Origin of the sequence: Brevundimonas sp. UYEF29, assembly GCF_040546195.1 — a bacterium.
Lineage (GTDB): Bacteria > Pseudomonadota > Alphaproteobacteria > Caulobacterales > Caulobacteraceae > Brevundimonas > Brevundimonas huaxiensis.
In genome coordinates this window covers 155,752-169,853 of record NZ_JBEPNH010000005.1, presented here as the reverse complement: position 1 = coordinate 169,853, position 14,102 = coordinate 155,752, and the positions used below count along the sequence as shown (strand labels likewise).

Sequence of the window (14,102 nt, the reverse complement as noted above, 5' to 3'; positions counted from 1 at the left end):
CCTTAAGCCGGCTTCAGTCGATAGTGGCTGACCGCCCAGGTGCGGCCCTCGTCATTTCCGAACAGACCCGCCGTCGCCAGATAGAACCGCCGCCAGCGACGGGTCCAAAGTTTGGCTTCGTCGCCATAGGTCTCACGCATCAACACCGCGATCCGCGGGGCGTTCCGGTCCATGTTCGCCAGCCAGTCGTTGGCGGTCTTCGCATAGTGACCACCGTTCCAGGTCCATTCCTGCTCGACCGCGAACAGGTCGGGAAACTGCCGGATCAGCCCGTGGCTGGGCATGACGCCGCCCGTGAAGAAATGCTGGGCGATGAAGTCGCCGCTGTCGGTATGGTCAAACCGATAGGGCGCGTTGCGGTGCGTGAAGACGTGGATGAACATCCGCCCGTCCGGCGTCAGCCAGCGTCTCGCCTTGGTCAGCAGGGCGCGCCAGTTGGCCATATGCTCGAACATCTCCACCGAGACGATGCGGTCGAAGCGCTGCTCGGTGTCGAAGGCGTTCATGTCCTGGGTGATGACCGTCAGATTGGTCAGCCCCCGCGCCGCCGCCTGCGCTTCGATATGGCCGCGTTGGCCGTGACTGTTCGACACCGCCGTAATCTTCGACTTCGGATAGGTCTCGGCCATCCACAGCGACAGCGAGCCCCAGCCGCAGCCCATCTCCAGAATCGTCTGACCGTCCTTCAGATCGGCATGGGCGCAGGTCTCGGCCAGCGCCGCTTCTTCCGCCTGATCCAGCGTCTCGCGGCCCGTGGGATAGAGGCAGCAGGAGTATTTCAGCCGCTTGCCCAGGCACAGCTGGAAAAACTCGGGCGGCAGTTCGTAATGCTGCTGGTTCGCAGCATCCGTATGTTCGGCGATCGCGCGCTGGGCCATTTCGCGCGCAAAGGCCGCCTCGTCATGCGGGCCGTCGCGATCCAGACGCTTTCTGGCCTCCGTCACCAGGCTGTCGATCGCCGGACGCGTCACGAAGTCCGGGAACGGCGCGTCCTGAAGCTGGCGAATGGCGACATTGGTCAGGTTCATCGGCGTCCTCGATCGTCGGATCTTGCTGCAGGCTTGACGGCAATACGACGCCTCGGCCCCTACGGATCCCTCCGCCCTCTTGAACGCAACCCCAAGGATGCCGACATCCGCCTCCGGCGCCGGCCGATTCCGAAGAAAGTGCACCAATTGCACCCTCTTTTTGGAACCGGGCTCGGCGTCGTTTCAGACCAATTAGACGAATTAGACTCTGTTTTTCGCCTTCACCGTCTGAAATCGCCGCGTCGGATCGACGCCGCGTCTTGCCCCCCGCCCGCCCCCGCGTTAGGCGTGGTCAAAAGCCGATATTCATCAGGCAGTGAAAAAAGGGAGAGCGATGGGAAAGATCTACGCTGACGTCACGTCCGCGCTGGAGGGCCTGACCTTCGACGGCATGACGGTCATGTCCGGCGGCTTCGGCCTGTGCGGCATCCCCGAAAACCTGATCGCCGCTCTGCGCGACAGCGGCGTCAAGGGCCTGACGGTCATCTCCAACAACGCCGGCGTCGACGGCTTCGGCCTGGGCCAACTGCTGGGCACCCGCCAGATCGCCAAGATGATCAGTTCTTACGTCGGCGAGAACAAGGAGTTCGAGCGCCAGTATCTGGCCGGCGAGCTGGAGCTTGAGTTCAATCCACAAGGGACCCTCGCCGAGCGCATCCGCGCCGGCGGCGCGGGCATCCCCGCCTTCTTCACCGCCACCGGCGTCGGCACTCTGGTGGCCGAGGGCAAGGAAGTCCGCAACTTCAACGGCCGCGACTACGTGATGGAGACCGGCCTGGTCGCCGACCTGTCCATCGTCAAGGCGTGGAAGGCCGACGAGCGCGGCAACCTGGTGTTCCGCAAGACCGCCCGCAACTTCAACCCCATGATGGCCACGGCCGGCAAGATCACGGTCGTCGAGGTCGAGGAGATCGTCCCCGTCGGTTCGCTGGATCCCGACCACATCCACACGCCGGGCGTCTATGTCGATCGCCTGGTCCAGACCGTGTCCGAAAAGCGCATCGAACAGCGCACCGTCCGTCAACGTGCCGCCGGCGCCGCCGCCGGATCGGAGGTCTGATCATGCCCCGCACCCGCGAACAACTTGCTGAACGCGCCGCCCAGGAACTGCAGGACGGCTTCTATGTGAACCTGGGCATCGGCATCCCGACTCTGGTCGCCAACTACATCCCCGCCGGCATGACCGTGACCCTGCAATCCGAGAACGGCATGCTGGGCATGGGTCCCTTCCCCTATGAGGGCGACGAGGACCCCGACCTGATCAACGCGGGCAAGCAGACGATCACCGAGATCCCGGAGTCGTCCTACTTCTCCAGCGCCGACAGCTTCGCCATGATCCGCGGCGGCCACATCAACCTGTCCATCCTGGGTGCGATGGAAGTGGCCCAGAACGGCGATATCGCCAACTGGATGATCCCCGGCAAGCTGGTGAAGGGCATGGGCGGCGCCATGGACCTGGTCGCCGGCGTCAAGCGCGTCGTCGTTGTCATGGAACATGCCAACAAGCACGGCCAGTCCAAGGTGCTGAAAGCCTGCACCCTGCCCCTGACCGGCACCGGCGTCGTCAGCCGCATCATCACCGACCTCGCCACCTTCGACGTCAAGCCCGACGGCGCGGGCCTCGAGCTGATCGAACTGGCCGACGGCGTCACCCTCGACGAAGTCGCCGCCAAGACCGAGGCGGCCTACACCGTCGCACCGGGCTTGCAGGCCGCCTGATAAACCTGCGTCGCCTCGGCTTACCGGGGCGGCGCGGGCTCCAGCCGGCGATAGGCGGCGCCGACAAAGGCCATCGTCAGCGGAGCCTGTAAGCCCGTCAGCACGACGGCGAAGACGATCCAGCCCGCCGTCCCCGACAGCGCGCCTGCGCCCCACAGCAACACCAGGCCGATCTTGGGCGCCGCCGTCACCGTCAGGCCGACCAGCAAGGGCCAGAATCCTCCGCGCGTGATGCTCATGCCTTGCAGCGACACCATCTGGCCGCGCCCGATCGTCGCCGGCGCGAACAGGAACAGGCGCACGGCGAAGGCTGTGACGGCGAACAGGGCGAAGGCCGTAACCACCGCCAGCAGGATCAGCTTCCACGCTGGCCCGACCGCGCCCCACTGACGCATGGCGATGGCCTGGGCGTTCAACTCGGCCATGCCGAACACGGCCAGCAGGACCAAGGCGACGACCGACAGGATCATGGCCAGAAAGACCGCGCAGAGCAGACCCGCGCCGAGCAGCCGCGACTCCGGTCGGCCGAACTGCAAGCCGACCGGCCCGAGGCCCAGCCGTCGCGCCTCGCCTCGATCGTCCGCGATCGCAATCCGCGCCAGCGCGCCGGCCAGCACCAGCGTCGCCGCCAGAGCGAACACGGCCCAGATCAGGCCCGCTGCGCCCGCCGCCAGCGGCTTGACGCTCCAGACCAAGGCCGCCAGCAGGATCGCGCCCCAGGCGCCGCGCCACAGGCGAGGCAGGGCGCGGGCCGCCGCCGACAGCGTCTCGCCCAGTCGCAAAATCCGATGCTCGCTCAATCTACGCCCCCGATGACCGGCGGCGGATATAGCAGGGGGCCATGACACCGCGCCACCCGCCCGCTAGAAGGCCGCGATGAGCGCTTCCACCTCTCCTTCCCCCATCCACGTCATCGGCGGCGGCCTGGCCGGCTCTGAGGCCGCTTGGCAGATCGCCCAGGCCGGCGTGCCCGTCGTCCTGCACGAGATGCGCGGCGTGCCCGGCGTCAAGACTGACGCCCACCACACCGATGGCCTGGCCGAGCTGGTCTGCTCCAACTCCTTCCGCTCGGACGACTGGCAGTTCAATGCGGTCGGCCTTCTGCACGCCGAAATGCGGGCGCTGGATTCGGTCATCATGGCCTGCGGAGACATCAATCAGGTGCCGGCCGGCGGCGCCCTGGCCGTGGACCGCGACGCCTTCTCCCAGGCGGTGACCGCCAAACTGACCGCCCACCCCTTGGTCACGATCGTGCGCGAAGAGATCGCGGGCCTGCCGCCGCAGACGTGGGACAATGTCATCGTCGCCACCGGCCCCCTGACCTCCCCTGCCCTGGCCGACGCCATCCTGAAGGCGACGGGCGAGGAGTCCTTGAGCTTCTTCGACGCCATCGCCCCCATCGTTCACGCCGACTCGATCGACTTCGACATCGCCTGGCGTCAGTCGCGCTATGACAAGGAAGGTCCGGGCGGCGACGCCGCCGCCTACGTCAACTGCCCGATGGACAAGGCGCAGTATGAGGCCTTCATCGACGCCCTGCTGAGCGGTCCCAAGGCCGAGTTCAAGGACTGGGAACACGTCCCCTATTTCGACGGCTGCCTGCCCATCGAGGTCATGGCCGAACGCGGTCGCGAAACCCTGCGGCACGGCCCGATGAAGCCGGTCGGCCTGACCAATCCGCGCGACCCGCTGGTCAAGGCCTACGCCATCGTCCAGCTGCGTCAGGACAATGCGCTCGGCACCTTGTTCAACATGGTTGGCTTCCAGACCAAGCTGAAGCACGGCGCCCAGGCCGAGGTCTTCCGCATGATCCCCGGCCTGCAGAACGCCCAGTTCGCGCGTCTGGGCGGCCTGCACCGCAACACCTACCTGAACAGCCCGCATCTGCTGGACAAACAGCTGCGGCTGAAGGCCATGCCACGCCTGCGTTTCGCGGGTCAGGTGACGGGCGTCGAAGGCTATGTCGAGAGCGCGGCCATGGGTCTGCTGACCGGCCGCCTCGCCGCTGCGCAAGCGCTGGGTCGCGACCTGGCCCCGCCGCCCCCCGAGACAGCCATGGGCGCCCTGGTCGAGCACATCACCGGCGGGCATCTGGCGGGATCGAAGTTCCAGCCGATGAACATCAACTATGGCCTGCTGCCGCCGCTCGAGGCGCCCAAGGTCGATGAGGCAGGCGTCAAGATCCCGCTGAAGGAACGCGGCCGGGCCAAGAAGCGCCTGATGAGCCTCCGGGCGATCGAGAGCCTGAAAGCCTGGCGCGACGCGGGCTGATTTCCAAGGCCAGTTCGCTCAGCGCAGCTTGGGCAGGCCCGGCCGGAACTCCAGCGTCATTGCGCCCAGCAGGATCACCCCGACGCCCATCAGCACCCAGGCCTGGGTCAGGTCGGCCATGCGGTCGCGCAGCAGGCCGGCGCCCAGCGGTGACAGGCTGGCGATGATGTAGCCGCCGCCCTGAACAAAGGCGAGCAGATCCCCGGAGCGGGCGGGATCGTCGATCTGGTCCATCGCCAGGATCAGGCTAAGCGGGAAGATCGCGCCGATGCCGAGGCCCAGGAGGATCACGATCGGCACGGCCATGCTGAGGGGCGCGACCACAAGACCGGCCAGACCCGCCAAGGCGAGCACAAGCGCCGTCAGGATCGGTCCGCGCCGATCCGGGAAGCGGCCGATGATCAGGGACACCAGCAGGCCGGCCGTCACCTCCGCCGCCGTCATGCCGCTGAGCAGATAGCCGGCCGTGGCCCTCGGCTCGCCCAGGTCGATGTAGAAGGGCGGCAGCCAGGCCAGCATCAATGTATAGGCCGAGGTCCCCAGGCCCATGATCAGAATCAGTCGCCACGCCCGCCCCTGACGCCAGAAGGGCAGCACCGGGTCCGTCGCCTCGATGACCGCGGCACTATCCGGCTCTTCGGCTGCGGGGTCGCGCGACGCCGCCAGCCAGACCGATGCAGCGACAAAGGCCGGCGCGCTCCACAGGGCCAACGTTCCCGCCCAGCCGATCGTCTCGGCCAGACCGGCCGCCGTGGCCGCCGCGACGGCGGCCCCGCCCATGATGCCGGTGGTGTAGAGCGCCATGACCGTGCCGAACTGCGCCGGAAAGGCCCGTTTGATGACGACCGGCGCCAAGGCCTGGATCAAGGCGACACCGACCCCGACGACCACGGCGCTGGCGATCAGACCGGTCGCGCCGTTCAGCACCACCCGCACCAGGCAGGCCCCGCCGATCAGAAGCGCGCCCAACAAGATGCCGCGCCGCTCGCCCAGTCGCCGACGCAACGGCCGGATCGACAGGGCGCCCAGACCGATCATCAGCACGGGCAGAGTGGTCAGCAGGCTGGCGGCGGTCGACCCCATGCCCGTCGCGCCCTCGATCAGATCCAGCAGCGGCCCCACCGCCGCCATCGCTGGCCGCAGATTCAGCGCCAGGGCGACGATGGCCGCCAGCAACAGCAGCGACGCGCCGCGCATGGGCGTGGCGTCAGACCGTGCGGTCATGGTGGGGACTCCGACTGGAAATCGCGCTAGTCTCTCGACCTCAAGTATCTCGATGTCAAGATAACCATGCCTGATAGAGCTTCGCGCGCCGCCGCCCAATGGGCCGTGCAACGCCCCGACCTGGACATGCTGCCGATGGAGGTGCTGGGCCGCCTGAACGAGGCCTCGCAACTGGTGATCCGCGAGCGCCAGACGCCGCTGTTCGCGCGCTATGGTTTGCAGCACGGCGAGTTCGACGTGCTGGCGACGCTGCGCCGATCCGGCGAACGCGAGGGCCTGACGCCGACCGCGCTGTTCGAGGCGGCGATGATGTCGTCCGGCGGCATGACCGCGCGGATCGACCGGCTGGAAAAGGCGGGCTGGGTCGAACGGCGCCCGCATCCCAGCGACCGACGAGCGACTCTGGTTCGTCTGACGGACAAGGGTTTCGACCTGATCGAGACGATCATGCCCAGCCACCAGGAGACGGCCAAAGAGGCCTTGAGCGGCCTGTCGCGAGAGGATCAGAAAACGCTGAACGCCCTGCTGACCCGCTTGATCGCCGGCCTGAACGGCTAGGTCAGATCCGGCCGCGCAGCACGGCCCAGAGCAGGCGCAGCCGCTTCAGCGGCTCCGGCTGGTCCGGATCGGTAAGGGTCGCGTGAGCCACGGCTGCGAATCCTTCGGGCGGAAGGCGTTTCAGCGCCCCATCGGCGGCGGATTTCAGGGACGCCGCCTCCTGGCGCCGGCCGGTTTGCGTCAGCCCCCAGACGCGGGCCGCATCGGCCACGGCGGCGTCATGCCCCTCCCCTGCCAGCACACGCGTCGCGACCTGCATCGGGCCGACGTAGAAGGCGTCGAGATCGTGCGGCTGTTCGCGCACCCGGCCGATGTGGGCGTCGATCAGGGCGTCGAACGGCGCGCGGTCCAGGCCGTGACGCGCGACAAGATCGGTCAGCGCCTCCAGCACCGGATGGCCCTTGCGCGGCACGCCGGCGAAGACGCCGTCCATCTGTTCCCCCCACCAAGTGTAGCGCATCTCGGCCAGCAGCGGCTGGGTCACGCGCGTGGGGATGGTCATCAGCTCGGCTTCGAAGGCGTAGAGCGTGATGAGGTCAGCGCGGGCGCGGTCATCCGCGACCAGGCGGCTGGACAGCCAGCGGTCGAGGTCGGCGGTGCGGACCTGTTGGTCGAGCGTATCCGCAGTCTCGGTCAAGCGGCGCGCGACACCGCGAAATCGGCCAGGTCTTCCAGCGCGGCGCGCCAGTCGCTGGACGGCAGGATCGACAGGGCGGCCTTGGCCTGATCGGCATAGTCGCCGGCCAGGTCCAGGGTCGCGCCGATGGCGCCCGAGCCGATGATCAGTTCGCGCGCGCGGGTGAAGTCTTCGGGCGTCCGCTCACCCTTGGTCACGGTGCGCTCCCAGAAGGCTTCCTCGCGGCCGCGCGTGCGGGCGACCGCCAGCAGCAGCGGCAGGGTCGCCTTGCCCTCGTTGAAATCGTCGCCGGCGTTCTTGCCCAGAGCCTCGGCCGTCGCACCGTAGTCCAGCGCGTCATCGGCCAGCTGGAAGGCGATGCCCAACGCCATGCCGTAATCGCGCAAAGCCTTGATCGCGGCCGGATCGGCCCCGGCGCCCACCGCGCCCGCTTCGGCGGCGGCGGCGAACAGTTCGGCGGTCTTGGCCGAGATGATCTGCAGATAGGTGGCCTGGTCCAGATTCAGGTCGTGGGCGCGCGTCAGCTGCAGCACCTCGCCTTCGGAGATCACGCGCGAAGCCTCGGCCAGAATGCCCAGGGCGCGCATCGAATCCGTCTCGACCATCAGTTCGAAGGCGCGGGCGAACAGGAAGTCGCCGACCAGGACGCTGGTGGGCGCGCCCCAAATCAGGTGGGCCGCGACCTTGCCCCGACGCAGTTCGGACGCATCGACGATGTCGTCATGCAGCAGGGTGGCGGTGTGGATGAACTCGACCGCAGCGGCCAGCTTGCGCGGCGCGACGATGTCGTCCGTCGCACCCACGGCGCGCGCTGCGGCGACGGTCATCAGGGGGCGCAGACGCTTTCCACCCGCCGACACCAGATGTTCGGCCAGTTTCGGAATGATCGGCACATCCGACTGCATCCGATCCAGGATGAGGGCGTCCACGGCCGCCATATCGACCTCAGCCAGCCGGACAAGGGCGTTGACGTCCTCCTTCGGGCGGTGAGCGGCGGCGATGGCGACGTCCAAACGAATACTCTTTCACTGGCGCGGCGGGCCGCGGGAATGGCTTTTTGCGGCCGGGCCGGCTTGCCCCCGCGAGTTGCGGCGCACAATGATGTTCGACCCCTTGAGGGTCAAGGAGATTGAGGCTTGGAGCCGGTCGAAACGATGCCGACGACGATCGTCGAGAACGGCCTGTTGAACGGCCGGGTGCGCTTGCGTCAACCCGCGCGCGGCTATCGCGCCGGGATGGATGCGGCTTTGCTGGCGGCGGCGGTCCCGGCCGAGGCAGGCCAGAGCGTGATCGAGGCGGGCTGCGGGGCGGGCGCGGTCCTGATGCAGATCGCGAAGCGACGGCCCGGCGTGACCCTGACTGGACTGGAGCGCGATCCGGCGATGGCGGCGCTGGCGACCGAGAATGCGGCGCTGAACGGCGCAGCTGGATCCGCCGTGATTCGTCACGGCGACGTGGCGGCGGGGTTTCGGGTCCTGGGCGTGGAGCCGGCCGACTGGGCCATATCCAATCCCCCCTTCTTCGATGACGCCACGACGTTGCGCGCCCCGGCCGAAGGCAAGCGGGGCGCCTGGATGGCCGACGACGGGCTGAAAGCGTGGACCGACTTCCTGCTGAAGGCGGTGAAGGAAGGCGGGCGCATCGTGGTCGTTCACCGCGCCGACCGACTGGCGAATCTGCTGGCTCTGCTGGGCGAAAAGGCGGGGTCGTTCGCCGTGCGGCCCATCCATCCCTTCGCGGACGAGCCGGCCAAGCGGGTTCTGGTGCACGCCATCAAGACCGGACGCGCGCCGCTGCGTCTGCTGCCGCCGCTGATCCTGCATGACCGCGAGGGCGGCAAGCACACCCCCCAAGCCGAGGCCATCCTGCGCGGCGAGGCGTCGCTGGGATGGTGATCGGGTGGTCAATCGCCACCGGAACGCCTAAATGCCGCCTCCTGACAAAATCGAGCCCGCCCCGTGTCACCCGACGACCTTCCGCATGATCTTCAAGACGGCCTGATCGCCGTCGGCGAGGCCGCGCGCGACCTTCGCGAGCCGTGGTGGATCTTCGGCGGAGCGGCCATGGCGCTCTATGGCCTGACCGACATCCATGTGCCCGACATCGACGTGCTGTGCGCGCCGCGCGATGCGCGCAACCTGCTGGGCGCGCTGGGCGGCGTGGTGATACCCGATCCCGGCGAAGGCCTGTTCCGCTCCGCCGTCTTCGGGCGCGCGCCGGATCAGCCGATCCTGGTCGAGGTCATGGCCGATCTGGAGACCCGCGACGGCGGCGACTGGACGCCGGTCGCCTTCGGCTCGCGCCGCCGCGTCTTCGTCGAGGACACGCCCCTGTTCGTCCCGGACATCCGGGACCACATCGCCCTGTATCGCCTGTTCGGCCGCCCCAAGGATCTGGCGCGCGTCGAACAGCTTGAACGACTGATCGCCTGAATGCCTTTCCCCTTCCAGATTTCCGCCACCGAGGGCCGCGCCCGCACCGGGGTGTTGAAGACCGCGCGCGGCGACATCCGCACCCCCGCCTTCATGCCGGTCGGCACCGCCGCCACGGTCAAGGCCATGACGGTGGATCAGGTCAAGGCGACCGGCGCCGACATCCTGCTGGGCAACACCTATCACCTGATGCTGCGCCCTGGGCCCGAGCGGATGGAGCGTCTGGGCGGGCTTCACAAATTCATGGGCTGGGACAAGCCGATCCTGACGGACAGCGGCGGGTTCCAGGTCATGTCCCTGGCCGGCATCTCCAAGGTCAAGGAGGAGGCCGTGACCTTCTCCAGCCACATCGACGGCTCCAAACACGTCCTGACGCCCGAGCGGTCGATCGAAATCCAGGCCGACCGGATCGGCGCCGACATCTCGATGCAGTTGGACCAGTGCGTCGCCTATCCGGCCGAGAAGGATGCAGCCAGAAAGGCGATGGAGCTGTCGATCCGCTGGGGCGCGCGATCCAAGGCGCGTTTCGGCGAGCGTGAAAACCAGGCCCTGTTCGGCATCCAGCAAGGGTCTACCTTCGAGGACCTGCGCCGCCAGTCGTCGGAACAGCTTCAAGAGATCGGCTTCGACGGCTACGCCATCGGCGGTCTGGCGGTCGGCGAAGGCCATCAGGCCATGTGCGAGGTGCTGGACTACGCGCCCGAAATGCTGCCCGCCGACCGCCCCCGCTATCTGATGGGCGTGGGCAAGCCGGTGGATCTGGTCGAGGCGGTGTATCGCGGTGTGGACATGTTCGATTGCGTCTTGCCCACCCGCGCCGGGCGCCACGGCCAGGCCTGGACCTGGGACGGCCCGCTAAATCTGAAGAACGCCCGCTTCGCCGAGGATCAGGACCCGCTGGACCCGACAATCGACGGCCCATCATCGTCGTATTCGAAGGCTTATCTACACCACCTGATCCGCGCCGATGAAATCCTCGGCAAGGTGCTGCTGAGTTGGCACAACATCGCCTTCTATCAGGCGCTGACGGCGGCCATGCGCGCGGCGATTTCCGAGGGTCGTTTCGAGCAGTTCAGGCGCGACTTCCACGCCCGCCACACTGCGAACGGCTGACGCCTAAGGGTGCGGTCTGAACCAGCTGGGCGCCGCCGGCGGCGCGCAGTTCCGCTGCATGCCCATCCCCTTCAGGAAGGCGCGGCGCATCCGGCCGGACTGGATGGCCGGTTGAACGTGCTTTGAGTGCTGTTCGGCGCCGCTCAGTCGACGAATCCAGTTTCGGCCAGGAATAAAGTCGGTCGTCGTGTCGCGTATGGCGTTCAACGCCGCCTTGGCCGCCGCGTCCGCCGCCCGCTCGCTGAGATAGGAGCCGTCCTGACGCGGCGGTTCGTCCGTGTCGGGTCCCAGCGCTTCGTCCAACCGTGCGACCTCTGCGCCGATGGTCGTGCACTGATTCAGATTGCGCAGATCGTAGGGATTGGCTTCGGCCTGAAGCAGCACCGTCGGAATCATCTGACGACGCAGGTTGAAGTCCTCCAGCGGCGCCGTCGCCGCCGCCGCGAAGCCCGCCCCGACCTGTTCGGCGCTGCCCATCGCCGACCGACCGGCATTGCAACCGGAAAGGGCAACGAGACTGACGGCGAGAAGAAGGCGTTTCATGGGGTGGCTTAGACCATGTGGCGTTGCGGGATTAAAGCGTGGCCGCAAGCGGGGCCGGTAACGAAGAATTCTCCGATGCCTGCCATGCTGGTCTCGGAGCTGGAGTTCGGTCGTGCCTTACATCGCCAAGAGCCTTGAAGCCCTGGACGCCCCTGCCGGACCGTTCCAGCGTCTTACCGAACTGGCCTGCACGGTTTTCGATGCGCCCGCCGCGGTCGTCACCTTGGTCAGCGGCGACAACGCCGTCCTGTGGTGTAGCGATCGTGAACTGGTCGAAACCCTGCCGCGCGAGCGCACTCTCGGCGACCGTCTGCTGCGCGAGGGCAAGGGCGCCGTCCTCGTGATCGAAGATGGCCTGGCGGACCCTGTGGCGCGCAATCATTTCCGGGCGGCGGCGCCCTGTAATCTGCGTTTCTACGCCGGCGTGGCGATCTGCGGCCCAGACGGGCGGCCGCTGGGCATGTTCGGCGTCATGGATCGCCAGCCTCGCCCTCATCCCTCCGACGCTCAGATCGCGACGCTGCGGACGCTTGGCGCCATGGCCGAAGACATCATCGCGTCGCTGGAAGTCAGTCGAGTCAGCGAGGAACGCCGCTGCACGCTGGAGCTCATCGAAAACATGGCCGGCGTCGGTCATTGGCGGCTGGAGCTGGCCAGCGGCAAGGTCCACTGGTCCGACGAGGTGTTCCGCATCCACGGCCTGGATCGCAAGAGCTTCGATCCGCAGGTCGATTCGGCCATCGACAGATATCATCCCGACGACAGGCCCGGATTATTGGCGGCGATCGCGCATTCGGCCGAGACCGGCGAAGGCTACAAAATGCGTCTTCGGCTGATCCGCGCCGATGGCGAGGAGCGCGCGGTTCTGACCCAGGCGCGCGCCGAACGTGACGACACAGGCGTCGTCAAAGCCCTTTACGGCGTGTTCCAGGACATCACCGACCAGCAGGCCCAGATCGCCCGCGCCCGGCGCGACGAGGCCCGATATCGCCTGCTGGCCGAAAATATGGGCGACGTCATCACGCGCGTTCGCCCGGACGGCAGCAGCAAATATATCTCGCCGGCGATCGAAAGCCTGCTCGGCTGGACCACCGAGGAAATGAACGGCCGGCCCATGGACTATGTCCATCCTGACGATCGGGAAATGGTGACCCAGGCCGTGCTGGGCACCATCCACACCAAGGAGCCCTGCCGGCTGGAGCACCGCGCCCTTCATCGCGACGGTTCGATCGTCTGGGTCGAATGCACTTTCCGCGCCCTGGCCGCCCAGGAGGGCAAGCCGTCTGAGGTCGTCGTCGTCATTCGCGACATGACGGATCGCAAGATCCTGGCCGACGAACTGGTCACCGCGCGTGACCGGGCCGAGGCGGCGGCGGCGGCCAAGAGCGAGTTCCTGGCGAACATGAGCCACGAACTGCGCACGCCTTTGACCAGCGTCATCGGCTTTTCCAACTTGCTGAAGGCCAGCGAGGCCTTGCCCGAGGCCGAGAAGGGCTATGTCGCGCGAATCGCCACGGCCAGCGAGGCCTTGCTGTCGGTCATCAACGACGTGCTGGACTATTCCAAGCTCGAAGCCGGCATGATCGAGCTGGAGCCCCAGCGTTTCGACCCGGCCGACCTGGCGCACGAGACGGTCCAGATGATGGAGGCCCAGTGTCTGGCCAAGGGTCTGGCGCTGCACGTCGATCTGGCGCCGGACATGCCGGACTGCCTGATGGGCGACCAGGCCCGTCTTCGGCAGATTCTGCTGAACCTGCTGGGCAATGCGGTGAAGTTCACCAGCCAGGGCTCGGTCAGCCTGTCAGTCGGCGGAGCCTTGGAGGCAGACGGCGCATGGCGGCTGACGGCTGAGGTGACCGATACCGGCATCGGCATGAGCCCTCAGACCCAGGCCCATCTGTTCGAACGTTTCTCGCAGGCGGATCGGTCCACCACCCGGCTTTACGGCGGCACCGGCCTGGGTCTGGCGATCTCGCGGCGGCTGGCGCGGGCGATGGACGGCGATATCGTCGTCACGAGCCAGCCCGGCCTGGGATCGACGTTCAAGGTGACCGTCCCCCTGCACATCGCCGAGGGCGGATCGGAAGACGAAGGGCCGCGCCTCAGCGTCATGCCCGAGGGCCGCGTACTGATCGCCGACGACGCACCGGCCAACCGCGAACTGATCAGCGTCATCCTGGTCGGCATGGGACTGGAGGTCGCCACGGCCAGCGATGGGGCCGAGGCGGTGCATGCGGTGCAGTCCGAAGTCTACGACCTCGTCCTGATGGACATGCAGATGCCGGTCATGGACGGCCTGACGGCCACGCGCGAAATTCGCCGCCTCGAGCAGGGCGGCGCACGCCGACTGCCGATCATCGCCCTGTCCGCCAATGTTCAGCCGGACCAGATCCAGCTGTGTCGCGACGCCGGCATGGACGACCATCTGGCCAAGCCGCTGCAACTGCCCGCCCTGGTCGCCACCCTATCGAAATATCTCGACAAATCGAACGCCCCGATCGCGGATGCGACTGCACCGGGCCGCTTCGCGACCCACTGAAGGCAAGGCCCGGACAGCAAAAAGCCCGCCGAAGCGGG

The 14,102-nt window shown here is 67.4% G+C and carries 14 protein-coding genes; 8 read left to right on the top strand and 6 right to left on the bottom strand.

The window, feature by feature from the left end:
* Positions 1 to 2: 2 nt before the first annotated feature.
* On the bottom strand, positions 3 to 1,028 hold the full coding sequence (locus ABIB58_RS10190) for an SAM-dependent methyltransferase (protein ID WP_045810178.1): 1,026 nt from the start codon (positions 1,026 to 1,028) through the stop codon (positions 3 to 5).
* 334 nt (positions 1,029 to 1,362) lie between these two features.
* Between ABIB58_RS10190 and ABIB58_RS10185 the strand changes: the two genes are divergently transcribed.
* Together ABIB58_RS10185 and ABIB58_RS10180 are read left to right on the top strand one after the other, a co-directional pair.
* Positions 1,363 to 2,088 (top strand): CoA transferase subunit A, encoded by a 726-nt coding sequence (locus tag ABIB58_RS10185; protein ID WP_354040705.1) that lies wholly within the window; start codon positions 1,363 to 1,365, stop codon positions 2,086 to 2,088.
* A gap of 2 nt (positions 2,089 to 2,090) precedes the next feature.
* Positions 2,091 to 2,747 (top strand): 3-oxoacid CoA-transferase subunit B, encoded by a 657-nt coding sequence (locus tag ABIB58_RS10180; RefSeq protein ID WP_045810180.1) that lies wholly within the window; start codon positions 2,091 to 2,093, stop codon positions 2,745 to 2,747.
* A 20-nt stretch (positions 2,748 to 2,767) separates the two neighbouring features.
* On the opposite strand, the gene ABIB58_RS10175 is transcribed toward ABIB58_RS10180, so the two are convergent.
* Positions 2,768 to 3,547 carry a hypothetical protein gene (locus ABIB58_RS10175; protein ID WP_354040703.1) on the bottom strand — a complete coding sequence of 260 codons (780 nt, stop codon included), beginning with the start codon at positions 3,545 to 3,547 and terminating at the stop codon, positions 2,768 to 2,770.
* 76 nt (positions 3,548 to 3,623) lie between these two features.
* Between ABIB58_RS10175 and trmFO the strand changes: the two genes are divergently transcribed.
* Positions 3,624 to 5,018, top strand: coding sequence for a methylenetetrahydrofolate--tRNA-(uracil(54)-C(5))-methyltransferase (FADH(2)-oxidizing) TrmFO (trmFO, locus tag ABIB58_RS10170; RefSeq protein ID WP_354040701.1), 1,395 nt, complete (start codon positions 3,624 to 3,626; stop codon positions 5,016 to 5,018).
* 18 nt (positions 5,019 to 5,036) lie between these two features.
* On the opposite strand, the gene ABIB58_RS10165 is transcribed toward trmFO, so the two are convergent.
* On the bottom strand, positions 5,037 to 6,242 hold the full coding sequence (locus ABIB58_RS10165; RefSeq protein ID WP_354040699.1) for an MFS transporter: 1,206 nt from the start codon (positions 6,240 to 6,242) through the stop codon (positions 5,037 to 5,039).
* A 66-nt stretch (positions 6,243 to 6,308) separates the two neighbouring features.
* On the opposite strand from ABIB58_RS10165, the gene ABIB58_RS10160 reads away from it, so the two are divergent.
* Positions 6,309 to 6,800, top strand: a complete 492-nt coding sequence (locus ABIB58_RS10160; protein WP_039245510.1) for a MarR family winged helix-turn-helix transcriptional regulator — start codon at positions 6,309 to 6,311, stop codon at positions 6,798 to 6,800.
* A 1-nt stretch (position 6,801) separates the two neighbouring features.
* Here ABIB58_RS10160 and ABIB58_RS10155 read toward each other — a convergent pair whose 3' ends face one another.
* The gene (locus ABIB58_RS10155) at positions 6,802 to 7,437 is read right to left on the bottom strand and encodes a squalene/phytoene synthase family protein (protein ID WP_354040697.1); all 636 of its coding nucleotides are present in this window, start codon (positions 7,435 to 7,437) and stop codon (positions 6,802 to 6,804) included.
* Positions 7,434 to 8,375 carry a polyprenyl synthetase family protein gene (locus ABIB58_RS10150; RefSeq protein ID WP_295169006.1) on the bottom strand — a complete coding sequence of 314 codons (942 nt, stop codon included), beginning with the start codon at positions 8,373 to 8,375 and terminating at the stop codon, positions 7,434 to 7,436. The genes ABIB58_RS10155 and ABIB58_RS10150 overlap by 4 nt, the downstream gene beginning before the upstream one ends.
* A gap of 216 nt (positions 8,376 to 8,591) precedes the next feature.
* Between ABIB58_RS10150 and ABIB58_RS10145 the strand changes: the two genes are divergently transcribed.
* The 3 genes from ABIB58_RS10145 (at position 8,592) to tgt (ending at position 10,982) form a co-directional block, all read left to right on the top strand.
* Positions 8,592 to 9,332: a tRNA1(Val) (adenine(37)-N6)-methyltransferase gene (locus tag ABIB58_RS10145; protein WP_354040695.1), complete on the top strand. Its 741-nt coding sequence runs from the start codon at positions 8,592 to 8,594 to the stop codon at positions 9,330 to 9,332.
* Positions 9,333 to 9,395: 63 nt separating this feature from the next.
* Positions 9,396 to 9,869 (top strand): hypothetical protein, encoded by a 474-nt coding sequence (locus ABIB58_RS10140; protein WP_055808117.1) that lies wholly within the window; start codon positions 9,396 to 9,398, stop codon positions 9,867 to 9,869.
* On the top strand, positions 9,870 to 10,982 hold the full coding sequence (tgt, locus tag ABIB58_RS10135) for a tRNA guanosine(34) transglycosylase Tgt (RefSeq protein WP_354040692.1): 1,113 nt from the start codon (positions 9,870 to 9,872) through the stop codon (positions 10,980 to 10,982). It begins immediately after the preceding gene.
* A 3-nt stretch (positions 10,983 to 10,985) separates the two neighbouring features.
* Here tgt and ABIB58_RS10130 read toward each other — a convergent pair whose 3' ends face one another.
* A complete protein-coding gene (locus ABIB58_RS10130) occupies positions 10,986 to 11,525 on the bottom strand; it encodes a hypothetical protein (protein ID WP_354040690.1) in 540 nt (179 codons plus the stop codon).
* A 112-nt stretch (positions 11,526 to 11,637) separates the two neighbouring features.
* On the opposite strand from ABIB58_RS10130, the gene ABIB58_RS10125 reads away from it, so the two are divergent.
* Positions 11,638 to 14,064 carry a PAS domain-containing protein gene (locus ABIB58_RS10125; protein WP_354040688.1) on the top strand — a complete coding sequence of 809 codons (2,427 nt, stop codon included), beginning with the start codon at positions 11,638 to 11,640 and terminating at the stop codon, positions 14,062 to 14,064.
* The last annotated feature ends 38 nt before the right edge of the window (positions 14,065 to 14,102 follow it).

Coding starts and splice junctions, on each gene's coding strand:
- ABIB58_RS10190 (WP_045810178.1), bottom strand. CDS start 1,028: ATGAACCTGACCAATGTCGCCATTCGCCAGCTTCAGGACGCGCCGTTC.
- ABIB58_RS10185 (WP_354040705.1), top strand. CDS start 1,363: ATGGGAAAGATCTACGCTGACGTCACGTCCGCGCTGGAGGGCCTGACC.
- ABIB58_RS10180 (WP_045810180.1), top strand. CDS start 2,091: ATGCCCCGCACCCGCGAACAACTTGCTGAACGCGCCGCCCAGGAACTG.
- trmFO (WP_354040701.1), top strand. CDS start 3,624: ATGAGCGCTTCCACCTCTCCTTCCCCCATCCACGTCATCGGCGGCGGC.
- ABIB58_RS10165 (WP_354040699.1), bottom strand. CDS start 6,242: ATGACCGCACGGTCTGACGCCACGCCCATGCGCGGCGCGTCGCTGCTG.
- ABIB58_RS10160 (WP_039245510.1), top strand. CDS start 6,309: ATGCCTGATAGAGCTTCGCGCGCCGCCGCCCAATGGGCCGTGCAACGC.
- ABIB58_RS10150 (WP_295169006.1), bottom strand. CDS start 8,375: ATGGCGGCCGTGGACGCCCTCATCCTGGATCGGATGCAGTCGGATGTG.
- ABIB58_RS10145 (WP_354040695.1), top strand. CDS start 8,592: ATGCCGACGACGATCGTCGAGAACGGCCTGTTGAACGGCCGGGTGCGC.
- tgt (WP_354040692.1), top strand. CDS start 9,870: ATGCCTTTCCCCTTCCAGATTTCCGCCACCGAGGGCCGCGCCCGCACC.
- ABIB58_RS10130 (WP_354040690.1), bottom strand. CDS start 11,525: ATGAAACGCCTTCTTCTCGCCGTCAGTCTCGTTGCCCTTTCCGGTTGC.